The sequence below is a fragment of the Pseudoalteromonas lipolytica genome, from assembly GCF_900116435.1.
GTDB lineage: Bacteria > Pseudomonadota > Gammaproteobacteria > Enterobacterales > Alteromonadaceae > Pseudoalteromonas > Pseudoalteromonas lipolytica.
Map to the genome: position 1 here is coordinate 90,393 of NZ_FPAZ01000005.1, position 15,881 is coordinate 106,273.

A 15,881-nucleotide genomic window follows, 5' to 3' on the forward strand; every position below is an offset into this window, starting at 1 on the left:
CTCTGTTTTACAGCTTTGCCGGTAAGTATTAAAAGAAAAGGTATGTATATGTAATTACGGTGTCTTTATCTGATAGCCAAGGCAGCGAAATAGGGGACAAATTCTGTGTAAAACAAGAGGGCTTAAGGCTAAGCGCGTACAAGACTAAGTGGGTTTTAACACTGTGGGTTTAAAACTAAATGCCTTAAGTGCAAGTACGTCTTAATCTGTTCAGTTACCTGTTATTCATTACCCATTACCCATTACCCATTCTCATTAACGGTGTAGTTAACTGCAACATTAAGCACTCCTTTAAGCATTGGGTGGTTAATGTTGCAGCTTTAAATTGCATTTATTACAGTGGCTTTTTTTCACCGGTAAGCGTTGCTCTAAAAAACTGGTTGTTTTCCCATAGGAGCAATTCACCTTCTTTTCCTCGTTTGATTGAGCTGTCGATCGCGATAACCTTACCATCGAAACGCGTTTCGATTGATGGCATTGAAGTATGGCCTACGATTACTTTACTCGCTTGTAACTTTCTTAGCACGCCAGCAACGGCTTCATCTTTAAGTTGCTCATCTCTAAAGTAGCCTCGATACCAGATAGGGCCTGTTTTTCCATGTAAAGTAGCCCATAAAGGATTGGCTTTTAATTCCTTCTTACTTTTAGATATGCTGTCTCTAAACGCTTGGTTTGCACTTTCAAGTGTCATGTTTAGATTCAGAAAGTCCTCATGAATGCCCCCATGTAAAAAAATAAAGTCATTTAATTTTATAATGGTTGATTTACTTCTTAACCAGCGGCCTAACACACTTTGCACGCTGTATTGCTCTGTTAGATTATCGTTAAAAAACGAGACGGTATGTTTATATTTGGGGTGCAGGTAGCGTTGGTCATTTCGCAAAACTAGATATTCATGATTACCGAGAAGGTAATGAACGTGACCTCCGGCAATTGCTGCTTGTTGCTCAAGCTTGAATACTAGCCAAAGTGCTTCTGTAACAGTGTCGCCACGGTCAAAAATATCGCCAGTTATGATTAGGTGCCCAGTACCATACTGCCAATTTAATGCGTCGTTTATTACACCATTGTTGATGAGCAATTTTTTAAATATTGCAAATTGCCCATGGATATCACTGATTGCAGCAAACTTTTTTACATCACTATATTGGTCATTGTCTGTCGCTTTAAACTCCTCAGGAATAGCAAGTGGGCCAGCATAGTTTGTAATTTCTAGCTTGCTGTTAATCACATCAAATTGTTGGATGTGATTGTTATTATAAAATAAATAAGGGCCATCATCATACTTGGTGATTTTTTCATCGTTATTGTGTGCCAATGCTGTGGTGATAAACAATGAGTTTGTAAGAAGTAATGTGTAAATTAAAAACTTAGAAAAGAGCATGTTAATACCTCGGGTTCTCTTTAATTGCGTATTACAAAGCTTTAAGAGATATAAAGCAAAGTGAGTAAATATATAAAGAGCAGATTAATGTAACGAAAATAATAAACGTAAAATCAAGCATTAAAGCCAGTACACCTTTTTGCTCTTCACGATACTTATGCTTTCGCTTTACTATGGAGTGATTATTCATTTTTACCTCCTAATTTTCTATGTGCGTTACGTTTTTTGTCTCTATCATCAGGTGCTAGGGATGTACTCGAAGGTGTTAATTCATTGCAACATCCATTTCTAAGGTAAGGCGAAAAGAGCACCTGTAATGAGTTATCGCAAGTACAGAATGAGGTAACAAATCATTTAAACTCTATTTTTGATGGCTTATATGTCTTTTTTACATCTATTTTTAAATATTGTTTAATAAAAACAAATCGTTATGTTTTTTGATAATTTAAAGAGAAGCGAATAAGATTGTAGCTATGTAACTCATTAGTCTAAAGCCAGTACCTAAAAGCCAGTACCTAAAAGCCAGTACCTAAATGCTAGTAACTATGTAATATTCGCTCTCTTTTGATGGTTTATTAGCTTGTTTTATTACTGAGTCACACCTTGAAAAAGCGACTACTAAGAGTAAGAGCATTCGGCGCTGAAATAGTGTTAGAGGGAGAGTAAAGCATTGAGTGAGAACCACGACACTAATCTAAGTGTACTGAGGATGTTCGCTTAATGACTAAGCAAGCAAGTTATTATCATTTTTAAACAGCACATTCTTTTGATTTAAAGGGAGAGCTGAATATGCACAGAGTTGCTCATTGGGTTTTGCATTGTTGCCCAATGAGCGTGGTGAGTGCTTACTGCTTATTTGTTGCCTTAAATAGAAATGAAATGCTTATGAACAGAGTTTCTAACTCAGCAAATTGTTTAACACTTGCAGTAAATGTCTGGGTTCATGTCGGAAATGTTGACACTTAAGCTGTACGAACGACGACAGTATGTTCTTAAACAATTCAGCAATTGCTCACTCAAGAGTTGCTTTTGTTCAACGGTACGACCTTGCATTATCGATGCGCTAATGTGAATAAAACCGTCTTTTCCTTCACCTAGCTGGTAGTGTTGATAAGCGATGGCACGCGTTTTTATGGTTGATAGTTCGAATAAACCAGAATCAAAGACTGCCAAGTGTACTTTTTCAACCAGCACTTGCGGAAGAATTGGTAAGTCTTCAGAGTGTTCAATAACAATATGCGGCATGGGGTGTTCCTTAAAAGCGGTAGCTAAAACCGATGTTTGTCTGAAATTGGTTCAACACATCACCGTCGAAATGCCAAAGGCATTGTTCGTTTTCTGATGTGGGCAAGGTACATGACACATTACTTGCATTATTTACAATAGTCGCCAACCAGCGACTTTCAACATAAACACGTACATTGTCGGTAAATAAGTACTCAGCACCGGCATATAAGCCTGTGGTAAAAAAGGTATCAGACTCTGTAAAGTTGGTACTAACATGGTTTGCACCAATTTGTGCACCGACAAAGCCACTGATGTTTTTACCTAGAGGCACTTCAACAGCACTTTGAAATAGTAGGTATTGCATCTCGATTTTCTTATCAGTCTGTGCTTCCATATTCAATGTTGTTGCTGAGTAAAATAGCCCATACCGTGCTGATTCAATAGTTCGGTCAATGCTGAATGTAAATTGACTATCATCGTCGAGATCAATTTTTAGGTTTTCTTCGGTTTCTAATGATTGACTGAAATTCTTGCCAAAACCTGCACTGACAGAATACCCAGCAGAGGCGGTGAAACTCGTTAGCATTAAGCACAATACAGTTAGCGACTTTTTCATTGTTTAGGTGCTCGTTGTTGAGGATGTTTTGAGATAGTATTGAAACATAGCAGGCAAATTGTTGTAAATGCATAACGCGCGTTTTTATAAGGATAACTAATATGAAGTTACTGAAATATGTAGCCTGTGCAGCGACTTTGGCGTTGCTCAACGGCTGTTCGGATGAGGCTGCGTCAGTCAGTTTAGGGCTATTTACGACTAAAGATATTAAAGTTGTATCACAACAAGACCCACTTATTAGCGGTGTAACCTGTCATATTAGTCATATTGAGGCGAACCTCGATTTTGCCGATCCATCGGATATGTCGATATCGTGTCGTCAAACGGGACCAATTACGGCTCAGCAGTTACAAAGTATCGATCGTAGTAAATCTGGTGAAGTGGTGTTTAAGTCATCGAAAAGTATTTTATTTAAATCGTTAAAAGTCCGTCGCATTTATGATGCGCCAACGCGTACTTTATTGTATCTGTCTTATTCAACCAAAGAGTCAACAGGCAGCCATCATCACGCCTTATCTACGGTGCCTTTGTATAATACCGAAGCATGGCAGTGGGCACTTTCACAAGAGTAAATTATGTTAGCACTATTTAAATCAGCCCCATTAGTTGATGAACAAGAACAACAATGGTTAATAGACACGTTTATGTGGGCTGTTGAGCACTTTGACAGCGATTACTTTTTAAATCAGACACAAATAATTTTGCCGAATAGTCAGTTCTTTCCTGACAGTGTGTCTAGCATTGAAGACATGGCAAAAAAGGTATTTGCCCGCGTTGTTGATTATGCCGGCATGCAAGCGTGGCCAGTTAATTTGGTCTCGCCCTCGCAATTAACACCACAGGTATTTCCTCATTTTGCGTTTCAAGACTCATTAAGAGGGGAAAGTGCAACGCTTATGGTACCTGCCAATCATTTGATTAATGTGTCGTTTAACCAAAATCAAATTAACCAACCACAAGATTTAGTGGCGAGCTTTGCTGGTACGTTGGCAACCATATTGATTCATCATGTTGGCGTGTTACCGCCAGGTGGAAAAGAGTTTTTACCACAGGCCAGTGATGCACTTGCGTGTTATTTAGGGTTTGGGGTTATGATGAGTAACACGGTCTATCAGTTTAAAGGTGGATGTGGGTGTGGTTATAATCCGTATGCAAATCGTCAGGCTGCATTAACAGAGCCTCAAACGTTATTTATGCATGCACTGGTCACGCACTTTAAAACAGACAATCAAACTAAAAAATATTTGAAACCACATTTACGTAGCCAATATAAAAAAGCACAAAAGCAGATAAAAGCCTTTATTAATGATAGCGCTAATCCTTTGCTACTTGCTTTAGATGAACAAAAAGTAGGTTAGTTAGCACGTGCAATATGTTGATGAATTTTTATTAATTGCTGTGGCGCATTTTTTTGCTGTGGCAAGCCCCGGCCCTGATTTTGCTGTTGTGCTTAAACAAAGTATTCAACAAGGGCGTAAAAATGCGCTTTGGACTAGTGCGGGAGTGGGCGCGGCAATACTGCTGCATATTGGCTATTGTGTTTTAGGCGTGGCGCTTATTTTGTCACAATCACCCAGCTTATTTATGGTGCTTAAATACGTGGCAGGTGCATATTTAGCTTATTTAGGCGTACACGCAATTCGCAGTGCTAAGCCCGCTCACACTGATGAACAAACACTCACGGAAACTGCACCTGAATCCTACTTCAAAGCGTTTCGACGTGGCTTTTTTACTAATGCGCTTAATCCTAAAGCGACATTATTTTTTATGTCGTTATTCACACTTGTAATTAGCCCAGATACGCCAGTTGGAGTGCAAGCTAGCTATGGGGTGTATATGGCTGTGGCTACTTGGCTGTGGTTTTCATTTTTATCACTGGTGCTTTCCAAGGCATCGGTTCGCGCATTTTTTTTAAAGCGTGGTTATTGGTTTGATAGAGGCATTGGTGTGGTGCTAATTGCCTTAGCCATTCGTGTAGTCGTGTGAGGTGATTATGACAGTATATAACTTTTCATTTGGGTCAAACATGTCGTCAAGTCGTCTATTAGCTAGGCTGCCTGAAGCAAAGCGTGTCGGGACAGCGGTATTGAAAGGCTACGAACTGACGTTTGATATGGTGAGCACAGATGGCTCAGCTAAATGCAGTATTCGTCAAACCGACGAGCCTGAAGCGTTAGTTTATGGTGTGGTGTATCAGTTAAATTTAGCTGAAAAAGCGATATTAGATGAAATTGAAGGTCCACGATACGATTGTGTTGATGTGTGTGTAGAACTGGTTGAAGGTGAGCAATTGACAGCGCATTGCTACATTGCAAATACATTAGACAGCGCGTTACTGCCATTCGACTGGTATCTACAGCATGTTCATCGCGGCGCACTTGAAGCTGGCGTGCCAAATCATTACAGTGAAGCTATCCTATCGCGAGACAGTCGCGATGATCCAGATAAAACCCGAGCAGCGAAAGAGTTCGCTATTCATAACAATAAAAATCACCAAGGTACATTATGACATTCCGTAAATTAGCCGTAGCAGCTGCGCTGTTAACTAGCTGTGCATTTAACAGCTATGCCGATATCGACACGAAAAAAATAGAAAAAGTTATTGAAACCTCAATGGCACGTTTTGATGTACCGGGGATGGCTGTTGCGATTGTTGAAAATGACAAGGTAGTGCTAGCTAAAGGTTTTGGTATTGCGAACCTTGATACCGGTAAAAAAGTGAACAAAGACACGTTATTTGGTATCGCCTCTAATACAAAAGCGTTCACGGCAGCCGCGTTAGCAAAACTGATTGATGAAGGTAAGTTAAATTGGGATGACAAGGTGATTGATCACCTACCTGAGTTTCGTTTATACGATTCGTACGTGACCCGAGAAATGACCATACGCGATTTATTAAGCCATCGCAGTGGCCTTGGTTTAGGCCAAGGCGATTTGATGATCTGGCCTGACACGGATAAATCGATTGATGAGATTATCGCAGGTCTAAAATATTTAAAACCGGCAAGTAGTTTTCGCAGTAAGTATGCGTATAACAATTTAATGTTTGTTACGGCAGGCGAAGTCGTTGCACGCGTCTCAGGCATGAGCTGGAATGATTATATCGAAAAAAACATACTACAACCCCTTGCGATGGAGAATTCACGAGCAGGTTTTTCACGCATTCCTAAAAGCAATAAAAATTGGGCAATAGGCCACATTCCGATGGATGGTCAGTTACACCCATTTTTCGTTAATTACTTAGAAGATTTTCGTGGTGCAGGTGCAATAGCATCCAGTGTAAACGATATGAGCCAGTGGCTACGTACACAACTTGCTCACGGAAAAATGCCTAACGGTGAGCAACTATTCACAGAAAAACAACAGCAGCAAATGTGGCATCCACACATTACTTCACTGGCATCAAAAAGTGCCTATGACATGTATCATCAGCAATTTAGAGGTTATGGCTTAGGGTGGAGTATTGAAGACTTTCATGGAATTAAAAAGCTAGGCCATGGTGGTGGGATTCTTGGCATGGTTTCGCAAGTAACGTTACTCCCAGAGAAAAACCTTGGGATTGTCATTTTAAGTAACCAGCAAGCATTCAGTGCATTATCAGCTGTGACTTACGAAGTATTGGAAGATGCCCTTGAACTTGACGATAAAGATTGGGTGGAAGAGTTAGCGAAAAAGCATTTTGAGAACAAAGAAAAGGCCTACGCGAACGCTACGCCAGAAACCCCCGCTGATTATCAACCTAAACTGCCTAATATTAATTACACAGGCACATTGCATGATAACTGGTATGGCGATGTAATAATTGAAGAATTAAATGGTCAACTACGTATTGATTTCACTCATACCAAACGTTTAAAAGGCCAGCTTGAGCATTACACGGGTAATACGTTTATTGTTAAATGGGATGAGAAGCTGCTTGAAGCAGATGCGTATATCGAGTTCCAAATGAACCCCGATAACCGTGTCAGTAGCGCGACAATGCGTGCCGTTTCGACCGAGGTCACTGACTTTAGCTTTGACTTTAGAAACCTCGATTTACAGGCTAAAAAGTAAACCAAAGTCGCAAAGCCGCCACATGGCGGCTTTGTTATAATCGGAGAAAATTGTTCAAGGAGCATGTTATGAGAACGGCTGTTATCTCACACCCAATGTGCCGTAAACACAAAATGATAGAAGATCATCCAGAGTGTCCAGCACGATTAGATATGATCACTGATCGCTTACTGGCAAGCGGTGTTGATATTGCGGTAACTCATTTACAAGCGCCCAAAGCCACCCGGAATGACTTCTTACGTGCTCACGATGAATCCCTTGTTCGGCATGTTGAGCAAACGATTCCAAGCTCAGGCCTTGCTGAACTAGATGGTGATACATGGTTATGTCCCGACTCGATGAAAGCCATTGAGCGAGCTGTAGGGGCGGGCATACTTGCGGTTGATGAAATTCTTGCTGATAACATTGATGCAGCATTTTGTTCTATAAGACCCCCTGGCCATCATGCTAACCGTACCACTTCTGCAGGGTTTTGTGTCTTTAATAATTTAGCAATTGCGGTTAAGTATGCCCAAAGTAAAGGGGTTCAGCGCATTGCAATTGTTGATTTTGATGTCCACCATGGTAATGGTACGCAAGACATCTTTTTAGACGATGAAAATGTATTATTTTGCTCTTTGTTCCAACATCCTTTTTATCCGAATACGGCTGTTGAAAATAATCAAACTCTGGTTAATTCCCCCTTGCCAATTGCCAGTGATGGTAATGATTTAAAAGCTGTTTATCTTGAGCAATGGCTTCCTAAACTGACTGAATTTCAGCCTGAGTTATTATTCATAAGTGCGGGATTTGATGCTCATTTAGAAGATGATATGGCAAGCTTAAAGTTTGTAGAAGATGACTATGCATGGCTAACATCTCAGCTCGCTGAGCTGTGTGAGCAACAACACTGCCGGGGTATTGTGTCTTTTTTAGAAGGGGGATACGCTCTTTCTGCATTAGGTCGCAGCGCCGTTGCTCATGTAAAAGCGCTGGTGGATGCGCCCTAAGACTCCAGCAGTGAAAATGCTTGTTGCGTAGTCAGTCTCGTTACCTTACTGAGACAACAAATACCTTCTTGAGTTAAATGTTGCGTTACGCGCTTTGCCAGATCTGTATCACTCAATGGGGCGAGTTGGTTATTATTTAAGTCAAAGTGCTGGCCGTTTTTGGCTATTAAAATGACCTGATTTTTTTGATTTTCATCTAAATTAAATAAGAAACTCTCCAGATCACTCTCATCTTTTAAGTAATCCAACTCCTGCTGTGCGCAGATGATCAAGGGAAATGATTGGTGCATTTATTGTCCTGCATCAAAGCTACATAGGTTGAAATGATTATAATTGCTAACTCCTTTCAAAACTAGGTAAGTTTGCTTATGAATCAACCAAGACGCCATCAAAAGGTCGGTGATGTTTTCTCGCAAAAGCTGGTATCGTGCCCTGCGCATACTCCGCTGGTTGATGCTGTGCGGTTGATGCATGTTCATAATGTAACGGCTATTTTTGTTAAACACGAACAATCAATTGTCGGTATTTGGACCGAAGCTGACTGCTTGCAGGTAGACATTACCAGCCCTGTTTTTAAAGATGTGGCGATTCACGAGGTGATGTCGGCGCCAGTTGTTTCTGTGCCAAGTCAGTGCTTGCTGAGTGATGCGACATTGCGTTTTCAGCAACATGGGATTCGTCACTTGTTGGTATTGGATAACGATAAGCAGCCCGCGGGAATGCTCAGCCTTTCTGATATAGTTCATAATCAAGGGCTTGATCATTATTTACAGTTTAGACCCATTCATGAGCAATACCGCACCGATTTAGAAATTGTGGACTCAGCGATGTCTATCGAAGGCGTGGTTGATATTATGCGCGCGAAGCGCCTTGAAAGCGTTCTTGTTTATAATCAAGCGTTAGACATTCATGGCATTATTACGCAGCGTGATATTGTTGGGTTGATCATTCAAACTGAATGGCTAAATCCTTGTTGGCAGTATGCAAGTTATCCATTGATTGAAATTGATAGTGAAAGCAGCCTATTTGATGCGTACCGATTGATGTCTGATCGAAATGTACGTCATCTTGTTGTGAGAGATACCGATATTTGTGGCGTTATTTCATTTGCCGATTTGATTACTGAAATTGAATCGGCTTATTGCTGTGAATTAGAGCGTGCAATTGAACAACGCGACATTGCACTACAAAAGTCTCAGCGTAACTTATTCCTTGCTAATAAGATTATTGATGCTTCACTCGATGGCATTATGCTGACTCAAAGAGACGGCACGATTATTCAAGTAAACCCCGCGTTCACAAAGCTAACAGGTTTTGCTGAGCATGAAGTCATCGGCAAACGGCCGAGTATTTTAAGTTCTACAAAACACAGTCGTTCTTTTTATCAGAAAATGTGGCATGCCATTGAGTACGACGGAGTTTGGCAGGGAGAAATTTGTAACTGCAAAAAAGGGGGGGAAGAGTTTGTTGAGTGGTTGACCATCATTAAAATTAAAGACCCTAATGTTGATGAAATTCTTTACGCTGCTATTTTCAGTGATATCACGGAGCGTAAGCGCGCAGAAGAAAAGATTTCACAGCTTGCCTATTACGATGAATTGACCGGTCTGCCTAATCGACGCTTATTTAATGACCGGCTTTCAATCGCATTAAGTGCGGCTAAGCGAAACGATGATCTACTCGCTGTGATGTTTATTGATTTAGACCGCTTTAAAGAAGTCAATGACAGCTTAGGGCATGATGCTGGCGATAACTTATTAGCGCAAGTTGCAGATCGTATTTTATCTATTCTCCCCCAAGGAGACACTCTGGCGCGTTTAGGTGGCGATGAGTTTGTATTGCTGTGCGAAGTGAGCCGTGTTGAAACTTTATTGGGCTTCGCAGAGCAAGTATTACAACAAGTCAGTATGCCACTATTAATTAATGAACATGAGGTTGCGATTACTGCTTCAATCGGCGCGGCTGTTTACCCCGATGATGGCATTGATAGTGCAACGTTGCTTAAACATGCCGACATAGCGATGTACCGTGCTAAAGAAGTCGGACGAAACTCATTTCAGCTCTTTAAGCCCGCGATGAATGCACGTTCTTTAGAGCGTTTAGCGATGATGAGTCGTTTACAAAATGCTATCGAAAGCGATGAATTCGAATTGTACTTTCAGCCTAAGCAGCATTTAAATAGCGGTAAAATATTAGGCGTTGAGGCATTATTACGCTGGCAAGAGCCGAGTTTAGGTGTGATATCGCCTGCCAAATTTATCCCCCTTGCAGAAGAGCTTGGTTTAATTGTTAAGCTTGATTTATGGGTGATCGAGCAAGCCTGTAAGGAATTAACCAAATGGCGGCAATATGATATTGAGGCAGGCCGTTTAGCGATTAATATTTCGGCCAATCATTTACGTCAGGGGTTGCTGGCATCTAATGTTGCGCGTTTACTTGAACAATATGATGTAGACCCCCGCAAGTTAGAAATTGAGCTAACAGAAAGCTGCTTTATTAGTCATTTTAGTGAAGCGAAGCAAGAGTTACTTGCACTAAAAAAACTCGGTGTGCATATTACGCTTGATGATTTTGGCACGGGGTATTCTGCGCTAAGTTATTTAACCAAGTTACCCATTGATACATTGAAAATTGATGCCAGTTTTATCGCCAAAGTGCCGGATGAATATGGCAATAGTGAGATTGTAACTGCAATAATTACGCTTGCAAAAAGTCTAAGTATTCATGTGGTTGCTGAAGGCGTGGAGAAAATAGAGCAGCTAAACTATTTGCAAATGCTTAACTGCGATACCATCCAAGGGTATTACTTTTGCCGCCCCATAGCGAAGCAGCAATGGTATGACTTTTATCTTGCTAAAGCCCAGAGTGCTTAACCCAGAGTGACTTCATAAGACGTAAATTTACGAATATTAATGACGCCAGTATCAAAAATGAGGTACTGACCTTTAATACCTTGAAGTACGCCAGATACCTCAGGGTTTTTATCAAAGTTAAAAGAGCTAACCTTTGTCGGATACTCGCTAACAGGGTAGTCTAGTTCAACAACGTCTTCGTTAAGTTTTTCAATGGCTGTTGCACCAAAAAGCGCTGCAAGTTCAGAGAGCTTAGGCTCTATTTGCGGAATAAGTTCTGCAGCAGCAGCTTTTAAATCGATGACTTCTGATTGGCCTTTTAACATGTTTCGCCAGTTCGTTTTATCGGCGATAAACTGTGCTAAAGCAACTTCAACAAGACCCGATTGAAGTCGAGTTTGCACTTTAAAGATAGGAAGTGCTTGGGTCGCGCCTTGGTCAATCCAACGAGTGGGGATTTGCGTGTGACGGGTAATACCGACTTTTAATCCAGAAGTGTTTGCTAAATAGACATAATGAGGGATCATGCAGTTTTCTTCCCCCCATTGTGGCTCGCGGCAAGTCCCTTTATCAAAGTGGCATGTTTCTGGTTTCATAATACACATATCACAGCTAGCGAGCTTACGCATGCATACAAAGCAGTGACCTTGCGAGTAACTTTTTTTGGTTTTCTTGCCGCAGTTGCTACAAAAAATATTGCCTGTAAAAGTCAGTGTCAGTGTTTTGCCAATGTAATCATTTAAAGAAACGAGTTCATCACCAATTGGCAGGTGGTATTGAACGGGTGCAGCGTGCGACGATTTTAATTTGCGAAGTGTGCCTTGCATCTTTACATAGCCCCTAAAGATGTAAAAAAGGCTAGTGTAACATGCTCTATTTAGAATGTGTGGCAATTAACGACAGGTACTCATCGAATGGAATCGCTTTGCTGTAATAAAAACCTTGTCCTTGGTCGGCGCCCATTTTAATTAATAACTGTTCTGTCGTTTGATCCTCAATGCCTTCAACGGTGATATTCATATCCAGGTTATGAGCCATATCAATGGCTGTTTTAACGATAACTTGGTGTGTCTCGTTGTTGGTAAGGTCGAGAATAAATGACTTATCAACTTTAATGGTACTAAATGAATAATTAACTAAATAATTCAATGAAGAGTAGCCTGTACCAAAGTCATCAAGAATCACTTGGCTTCCTAATTTATTTAATTCATTTACGAAACGCACCATATCAGTGTGATTTTTTATCAGTGCAAATTCAGTTAACTCAAATTTTAACTGCGCAGCAGAAACCCCGTGCTTTAAGATACTGTTTTCGATTTTTTCGATTAATTTAGGAATGGCTAAATTTTTAGCACTTAAATTCACACTAATCGTGTGATCGTAATAGCCTTGTTGATTCAGTTTTGCCACTGTCTGACATGCTTTTTCGATAACCCATAAGCTTAGCTCGTTGATAAGGCCTGTGCGTTCAGCAAGTAAAATTAGTTGCTCAATATCAAGGTGCTTATCGGCTGATGGCCAGCGCAATAGCGCCTCAGCACCCACGATAGTTCCGGTGCGTAAATTGACAATGGGTTGCAAGTAAATGGCGAGAGAGTTGCTGCGAATCGCGTGTTGTAATGACACCGCTAAACTTAAATCCATGTCGATATGTGGGGCGGTTGTATCTGTATTTTGGTGCTTTTGTGACAGCCCTAAATAGCCGCGTTGTAACCAAGAGTCAAAACCATCATTTTCCACAGGTTCTGTAATACTGAAGCGGTAATAAAGCTGTAAATCTAGCCCTGATATTTGATACTGCTTTGGCAGTTGTTTGCAAAGCGTATTGAGTTCTTCGTTGAGCTCGTCTTGCGGTTGAATTTTGGTTGAAACAAAAGCCAGTATGCCGTTGCCTAAATCGGCTACCTTTGGGGCGGTATCCAGTGAGGATTCTAAGCTTATAAACTGTCTTTGTTTGCTAAGTTGGTGCTCTAAAGATTTAGCAACTGTGGTAATGATATGACTGCTTTGGGTCGGATTTAAAATGCTCATTAAGGCATTAAACTGCTCGATTTTTAACAAGCATAAGTTGGCGTTTCTATGCTCATTTATCATTCTCATGTAGGCTTGCTTTAACATGGCCTGATTAAGTAATTTTGTTTGCTGCGAATGAGTCGCATGATACAGCGCTTTCTCTCGTTGGTACCGTACACGGTCGGCCAAAGCCATTGCCATTAATACGATCTCGCATAAAATCGCAATTAAAAATAGGTGGCGAGTTGCAAAACTGTAAGGGATAAAACCCGTTAATTCGAGTGGTTGTACAGCAGCACCTATTATTAACGGGACCCATGACATCACATAAAACTTTGCCCAACGAAAGCCACTCACGAGCTTTTTGTAAATCATGCAAATACATAAAATATACAGCGGCACCATTAAGGCAAAGAAAATCTTTGACGAATGGTACTCCAACATAAAGAAGCTAATTAAGCTAAAACTGAACAGTAAGGCTAAAAAGCTAATGCTGAGTTTGTAGAGCCGACAGTTGTCTTTGTGGTAACGCAAAAACATGGTGCAAAATGCGACCGTGAAAAAGGCAATGGCATAGTTACTAAAAACGACGTGTTCATTAAAAAATAGTTGCCATGAAAGAGGCCATAAATAAAAACCAAAACCCAGTACTGAGCCCATAAGTAATAAGGCTGAAATGATATAACCAATGTAAATTAGGTAAACACGGTCACGAATACCAAAAAATAACACTAAGTTATAAAGGGCCGCCATGATAAGCACGCCAATAAATATCCCCCAAATCCCCACTTGTGAGCGAATGAGGTGTTGAAATTCGTTTTTACCATAAATTTTGATGGGTGTTTTGCTGATACCAACCGTATCAATTTTTACAACCAGAGTTGTTTGTTCGTTAGCCTGTAATGTGAGTAACGCATGAGGCGTACTGTACTGAAATAAGTTAAGCCCCGTAACTTTATCGCCTAATCTCGTTTTTTTGATCAGCTTTTGATCAGCATCCAATTCAAACAGGGTTAAATAGTCAACCATGGGATTGTCGAAGTGGATAAATAAATCAATTGCTTTCGATTGTCTATTTTCCAGGTCTAGCTTGAGCCAGTAATCTTTTGCCGCTAAATCCCATTCTATGTACTCAAAGGGTTGCTCAATTAATTTCTTTGGCTCAGAAAGGAACTCTTTAAGGGTTAATGATTCAGTGTCGTCAATACGGTAAGCTGTGTGGGTGTATACAGGCGCTGTTTTATCAATAGTATAACGAGTAGGGCTTGCAAGGTGAGTCGACAAAGTCGTGATGATAAAAAACAAAGTTGCAAGAATAAAAAATGAAACAAAATGATATTTCAGCGCTTTATTATTCAAAATGGGTTCTTTAACAAATTAATACTTTACTACAGTGTAGCATTAAAAAAGCGCAGTTAAACTGCGCTTTTTTCACAAGGGTACAGGTTCGACCTTAATGCTGTTCACGTGCAATAGCACGGTAAGCGATGTCGGTGCGATACTCCATACCGTCCCAGCTGATTTGCTCAACTAGTTTATACGCGCGTTGCTGTGCTTCGGTTACCGTATTACCTAGTGCGGTTGCACATAATACGCGACCACCCGCGGTTACAACCGCATCACCATCTTGCTTAGTGCCAGCATGGAATACCTTTTCGCCTTCAGGGTAATTAACAAGTAAACCGTTAATTGCATCACCTTTCGGGTAATCACCAGGATAACCTTTCGCTGCAAGAACAACACCCACTGCTGCACGCGGATCAAATTCAATGCTTGTTTTATCTAATTCTTCACGGTTAGCCGCTTCAATTAATTCAACAAGATCTGATTTCAAACGCAGCATCATTGGTTGTGTTTCAGGATCACCAAAACGACAGTTATACTCGATCACTTTTGGTGTACCGTCTGCAGTGATCATTAAACCTGCGTACAAGAAACCAGTGTAAGGGTGGCCTTCTTGCGCCATACCTTCAACCGTAGGGTTGATCACTTCATTCATAACACGTTGGTGAATTTCATCTGTAACAACGGGGGCAGGTGAGTATGCACCCATACCGCCAGTGTTTGGACCTTTATCGCGATTGTAAGCACGTTTGTGGTCTTGGCTTGTGGCGAATGGCAATACGTTTTTACCATCAACCATGACGATGAAAGACGCTTCTTCACCTTCTAAGAACTCTTCGATAACCACACGGCTACCCGCTTCACCAAAGCTATTACCTGCAAGCATGTCGCGGATAGCTTCTTCAGCTTCGCTCTCAGTCATTGCAACAATAACACCTTTACCTGCCGCTAAGCCGTCTGCTTTAACAACAATTGGAGCGCCTTTTTCTTTTAAATAAGCAAGAGCAGGGTCGATTTGTTCAAATGTTTGATAATCAGCTGTTGGAATATTGTGTCGTGCTAAAAAGTCTTTCGTGAATGACTTTGAGCCTTCCAGTTGTGCCGCACCAGCTGTAGGGCCGAAGATAGCAAGACCGTGTTCACGGAATGTATCAACAACACCCAGTACCAATGGCACTTCAGGACCTACAATGGTGAGCTCTACAGCGTTTTCTTTTGCAAATGTAACAAGACCTTCAAGGTCTTCAACATTGATTGCAACGTTTTCAAGTTTTGGCTCTAGTGCCGTACCAGCATTACCTGGCGCAACGAATACCGTGTTTACTTTACTATTTTGGGCAGCCTTAAACGCAAGTGCGTGTTCGCGGCCGCCACTGCCGATGACAAGTACATTCATGGCGAAA

General features: G+C 41.0%; 14 protein-coding genes. 7 read left to right on the forward strand and 7 right to left on the reverse strand.

Annotated features, from left to right (window positions below):
- Positions 1-334: 334 nt before the first annotated feature.
- From BM378_RS06270 to BM378_RS06280, 3 genes are all read right to left on the reverse strand, one after another.
- The gene (locus tag BM378_RS06270; protein ID WP_065978133.1) at positions 335-1,384 is read right to left on the reverse strand and encodes a metallophosphoesterase; all 1,050 of its coding nucleotides are present in this window, start codon (positions 1,382-1,384) and stop codon (positions 335-337) included.
- 915 nt (positions 1,385-2,299) lie between these two features.
- On the reverse strand, positions 2,300-2,629 hold the full coding sequence (locus tag BM378_RS06275; RefSeq protein WP_065978132.1) for a 5-carboxymethyl-2-hydroxymuconate Delta-isomerase: 330 nt from the start codon (positions 2,627-2,629) through the stop codon (positions 2,300-2,302).
- A gap of 10 nt (positions 2,630-2,639) precedes the next feature.
- Positions 2,640-3,227, reverse strand: a complete 588-nt coding sequence (locus tag BM378_RS06280; protein ID WP_065978131.1) for an outer membrane beta-barrel protein — start codon at positions 3,225-3,227, stop codon at positions 2,640-2,642.
- Positions 3,228-3,328: 101 nt separating this feature from the next.
- Between BM378_RS06280 and BM378_RS06285 the strand changes: the two genes are divergently transcribed.
- The 6 genes from BM378_RS06285 to BM378_RS06310 all read left to right on the forward strand — a co-directional run bounded on the left by BM378_RS06285 (position 3,329) and on the right by BM378_RS06310 (position 8,269).
- Complete coding sequence (locus BM378_RS06285; protein ID WP_065978130.1) at positions 3,329-3,799, forward strand: CreA family protein; 471 nt, start codon at positions 3,329-3,331, stop codon at positions 3,797-3,799.
- Between the two features lie 3 nt (positions 3,800-3,802).
- Entirely contained in the window at positions 3,803-4,585 is a 783-nt protein-coding gene (locus BM378_RS06290; RefSeq protein ID WP_036971055.1) for a hypothetical protein, read from the forward strand.
- Positions 4,586-4,592: 7 nt separating this feature from the next.
- Positions 4,593-5,213: a LysE family translocator gene (locus BM378_RS06295; protein ID WP_036971052.1), complete on the forward strand. Its 621-nt coding sequence runs from the start codon at positions 4,593-4,595 to the stop codon at positions 5,211-5,213.
- Positions 5,214-5,220: 7 nt separating this feature from the next.
- Positions 5,221-5,736 carry a gamma-glutamylcyclotransferase family protein gene (locus BM378_RS06300; protein WP_065978129.1) on the forward strand — a complete coding sequence of 172 codons (516 nt, stop codon included), beginning with the start codon at positions 5,221-5,223 and terminating at the stop codon, positions 5,734-5,736.
- On the forward strand, positions 5,733-7,280 hold the full coding sequence (locus BM378_RS06305; RefSeq protein WP_065978128.1) for a serine hydrolase: 1,548 nt from the start codon (positions 5,733-5,735) through the stop codon (positions 7,278-7,280). The genes BM378_RS06300 and BM378_RS06305 overlap by 4 nt, the downstream gene beginning before the upstream one ends.
- 68 nt (positions 7,281-7,348) lie before the next feature.
- Positions 7,349-8,269, forward strand: a complete 921-nt coding sequence (locus BM378_RS06310) for a histone deacetylase family protein (protein ID WP_036971046.1) — start codon at positions 7,349-7,351, stop codon at positions 8,267-8,269.
- On the opposite strand, the gene BM378_RS06315 is transcribed toward BM378_RS06310, so the two are convergent.
- Positions 8,266-8,559 carry a DUF4144 family protein gene (locus tag BM378_RS06315; RefSeq protein WP_036971045.1) on the reverse strand — a complete coding sequence of 98 codons (294 nt, stop codon included), beginning with the start codon at positions 8,557-8,559 and terminating at the stop codon, positions 8,266-8,268. The genes BM378_RS06310 and BM378_RS06315 overlap by 4 nt on opposite strands.
- 78 nt (positions 8,560-8,637) lie before the next feature.
- Here BM378_RS06315 and BM378_RS06320 point away from each other — a divergent pair, with 78 nt between their 5' ends.
- Positions 8,638-11,142 carry an EAL domain-containing protein gene (locus BM378_RS06320; RefSeq protein ID WP_036971043.1) on the forward strand — a complete coding sequence of 835 codons (2,505 nt, stop codon included), beginning with the start codon at positions 8,638-8,640 and terminating at the stop codon, positions 11,140-11,142.
- Here BM378_RS06320 and BM378_RS06325 read toward each other — a convergent pair.
- The 3 genes from BM378_RS06325 to purD form a co-directional block, all read right to left on the reverse strand.
- Positions 11,139-11,948 (reverse strand): DUF2797 domain-containing protein, encoded by an 810-nt coding sequence (locus tag BM378_RS06325; RefSeq protein ID WP_036971040.1) that lies wholly within the window; start codon positions 11,946-11,948, stop codon positions 11,139-11,141. The genes BM378_RS06320 and BM378_RS06325 overlap by 4 nt on opposite strands.
- A 46-nt stretch (positions 11,949-11,994) precedes the next feature.
- Positions 11,995-14,493, reverse strand: coding sequence for an EAL domain-containing protein (locus tag BM378_RS06330; RefSeq protein ID WP_065978127.1), 2,499 nt, complete (start codon positions 14,491-14,493; stop codon positions 11,995-11,997).
- Positions 14,494-14,587: 94 nt separating this feature from the next.
- The gene (gene purD, locus BM378_RS06335) at positions 14,588-15,874 is read right to left on the reverse strand and encodes a phosphoribosylamine--glycine ligase (protein ID WP_074988838.1); all 1,287 of its coding nucleotides are present in this window, start codon (positions 15,872-15,874) and stop codon (positions 14,588-14,590) included.
- Between the last annotated feature and the right edge of the window lie 7 nt (positions 15,875-15,881).